We start from the raw sequence: 2,689 nt of genomic DNA on the forward strand, positions 1-2,689 counted from the left end.
AGGTGGTTTATTCATCACCTCTGCCCCGCACAAGCTTTTCCGCCGGCAGACAAGAACGCAGCCCGCATTCCGCCTCAGGCCATATGTGTAACGTTGCCACCAATGCCAAGAAAACCCTCCGGAAGAAATTATTTTTTAAAAAGTTGCGATTAGTTACCTAATTAGCTAACTTTGTGTAATGGAAAAAGATGAATTTATACGAGATATTTTCTATTATAAGGATTACTACCTCGATTTCTTTAATACATTGAGCCCGAAGGTTCGGATGAAATTTAACTGGACTCTAAAACTAATTGCAACTGTTGACAAGATTCCTATTAAATTTTTCCGACATATTACATCATCATCAGGGATTTTTGAAATTAGAGTCGAAGTAGGTAGTGATATTTATCGTGTTTTCAGCTTTTTTGACAAAGGAAATTTAGTTGTATTAATTAACGGATTCCAGAAAAAGACACAGAAAACCCCAAAGAAAGAAATTGAATTAGCAGAAAAGCTCAAGAAAGAATATTTTGCTGAAAAGTCTAAGAACGAAGAATCGTAAATAATTAAAAAAGACCGAAATGAATAAGATTAATAAAAATTTGACTTCGTTTACCGACCATTTGAACCAACAATATGGAGAGCGTGGAAGCGTAGAACGAGAGAAGTTTGAAGAAGGGTTTGAAGCGTTCAAATTAGGCGTAATGCTGCAAGAGATGAGAAAAGAAAAAGGATTGACACAAGAACAACTTGCAGAAAAATGTGGGACAACTAAAACTTATATTTCACGAATTGAAAATAATGCTTCAGATATTCGATTATCAACACTCATGAGAATTTTTAGAGAAGGATTTGGAAAACATCTAAGATTGAGTGTAGAGATTTGAAAAAAATGGCAAAGGTGGCAACACGCAATATAGCAAAAGGCGGGTTTCGTGGTTTTTGAACCATTCTGCCCCGCATCAAGGTTTGTAACGGTGGATAATGATGTCGCCCGCATTCCGCCTCATGCCATATTGCCACACGTTGGGGCAACATTAAAAACCAAGAAAATACCATATGAGAAAAGGAATATTAACAACTATCTTAATGGCATTATCAATAACTGCTTTAACCCAGTCCTTTTATGAACAAGGAACTAGTTATCTTCAAAATGGTGATTTTGTTAAAGCAGATTCAACACTTACGCTAGCTATAGAATCCATGCCATTTAGAGATGCGTTTTATAACAGAGCAATTGCAAGAATGCAGCTCAATAACATGTCAGGGTTCTGCATAGATATAAAAAAAGCAGCTTCATTAAATGACGAAGAGGCAGAAAAACTTCACACGCAGTTTTGCCTTGATATTGATACAGTTTATTATTCTGAATCCTTTCAAAGAGTAGATGAAAATCCACATTTAATGGAAGTTATAAAAAAGGAAAAGTTTTATGATTTAACTGAGGGGCATTTTTATGATATGACAGAAAATGAAGTTGCAAGGTATAGAATTCAAAACGAACATAAGTGGTATGGACTAGTACCCAAAATGCCTAAATTTATTGGTAAGGAGAAAACCCTTCAACGATTTTTACAAAAGAACTTAAAATATCCTGAAAACGAAAAGGACGCCTACCAGAAATATCCGGGAAACTATACTACAGTTTATATACAATACGATATTGATACAATCGGAAAGGTATGTAACGTAATTGTTCTAGAAGAGCGAAAAGAACATACATACAAACACATTAGTGAGAATTTCATAAATGAAGCTATAAGAGTGATTGAGTCAATGCCTGATTTCAAACCAGCATTATTTATGAATAAACCTGTCAACGTTAGAAATTCAATACCTATAACATTCACATTTCCAAGATAAAGATATGAGAGTACTATTAATAATTTCACTCATAATCCCGATGAGTATCTATGGACAACATGACGAACTGTATAAAGTTGTTGAGGAATACTGCACAAAAACCAAACAAATAGATTGGAATGCTGCTAATCAAAGTAACGTTTACAGTAAAATAAATCAAATCGCATTAGAGGTTAACACCCAAAATACTGATAACATAATTCAAGCAAAAGAAAGAATAAAAAAAGAAAATCCTCAATATTCGAACGAAGAAGTTGAGCGTCAATTTTCCAGTTTATTCATTATTAACTTAGTTGAAAATTGTCCAGAATATCTTATGGCAACTAGAAAACTACTTGAAGAATGTCCTCCTAAAAACCTAACATTAATCATGATTCTAAATAAAACAAATGAAATTATTGAAAAGCATAGCAATAAAAACTATTTTGACCAAATAAAAGCCATTGATAATGAATTATATCCTTTTGTTTATGACAACATGAATACTGTTATAAAAGACTATCCTAATGGTCTAAATGACCCTAATTTTATAAATGATTTTAGCAGATTTATTTTACATAGAAGCGATGGTTATTTTAAAGCATACATGATTACAACATCAATAAATGTGGAAAAATAATGAAACGTTGCCCAACATCATATATAAAATATTGGGGATTAGGTGCTTACTTGAGTCTTTCTGCCCCGCACCAGCTTTTGTAACGGCAGACAGTGATGACGCCCGCAATCCCCAACATTTCATATATGTGACCGTTGTATGTAATTCGACGAAAAAGAAAACACCTATTTAACCAATTGACTTTTAAGACTTAGGCGCTGAAAATAAAATTGAGAATTGTTGAAA

General features: G+C 33.5%; 4 protein-coding genes. All 4 read left to right on the forward strand.

The annotated features are described in order from the left end of the window. Nucleotides 1-178: 178 nt before the first annotated feature. The 4 genes from B5X70_RS17525 to B5X70_RS17540 all read left to right on the forward strand — a co-directional run bounded on the left by B5X70_RS17525 (nucleotide 179) and on the right by B5X70_RS17540 (nucleotide 2,464). Nucleotides 179-544 carry a type II toxin-antitoxin system RelE/ParE family toxin gene (locus B5X70_RS17525; RefSeq protein WP_079559198.1) on the forward strand — a complete coding sequence of 122 codons (366 nt, stop codon included), beginning with the start codon at nucleotides 179-181 and terminating at the stop codon, nucleotides 542-544. A gap of 19 nt (nucleotides 545-563) precedes the next feature. Beyond that, complete coding sequence (locus B5X70_RS17530) at nucleotides 564-869, forward strand: helix-turn-helix domain-containing protein (protein WP_079559199.1); 306 nt, start codon at nucleotides 564-566, stop codon at nucleotides 867-869. A gap of 172 nt (nucleotides 870-1,041) precedes the next feature. After that, complete coding sequence (locus B5X70_RS17535) at nucleotides 1,042-1,845, forward strand: energy transducer TonB (RefSeq protein WP_079559200.1); 804 nt, start codon at nucleotides 1,042-1,044, stop codon at nucleotides 1,843-1,845. A 40-nt stretch (nucleotides 1,846-1,885) separates the two neighbouring features. After that, the gene (locus B5X70_RS17540) at nucleotides 1,886-2,464 is read left to right on the forward strand and encodes a hypothetical protein (RefSeq protein ID WP_079559201.1); all 579 of its coding nucleotides are present in this window, start codon (nucleotides 1,886-1,888) and stop codon (nucleotides 2,462-2,464) included. Nucleotides 2,465-2,689 lie beyond the last annotated feature (225 nt).

Origin of the sequence: Alkalitalea saponilacus (assembly GCF_900168165.1) — a bacterium.
In the GTDB taxonomy this organism is placed as follows: Bacteria; Bacteroidota; Bacteroidia; order Bacteroidales; family Marinilabiliaceae; genus Natronoflexus; species Natronoflexus saponilacus.

Coding starts and splice junctions, on each gene's coding strand:
- B5X70_RS17525 (WP_079559198.1), top strand. CDS start 179: ATGGAAAAAGATGAATTTATACGAGATATTTTCTATTATAAGGATTAC.
- B5X70_RS17530 (WP_079559199.1), top strand. CDS start 564: ATGAATAAGATTAATAAAAATTTGACTTCGTTTACCGACCATTTGAAC.
- B5X70_RS17535 (WP_079559200.1), top strand. CDS start 1,042: ATGAGAAAAGGAATATTAACAACTATCTTAATGGCATTATCAATAACT.
- B5X70_RS17540 (WP_079559201.1), top strand. CDS start 1,886: ATGAGTATCTATGGACAACATGACGAACTGTATAAAGTTGTTGAGGAA.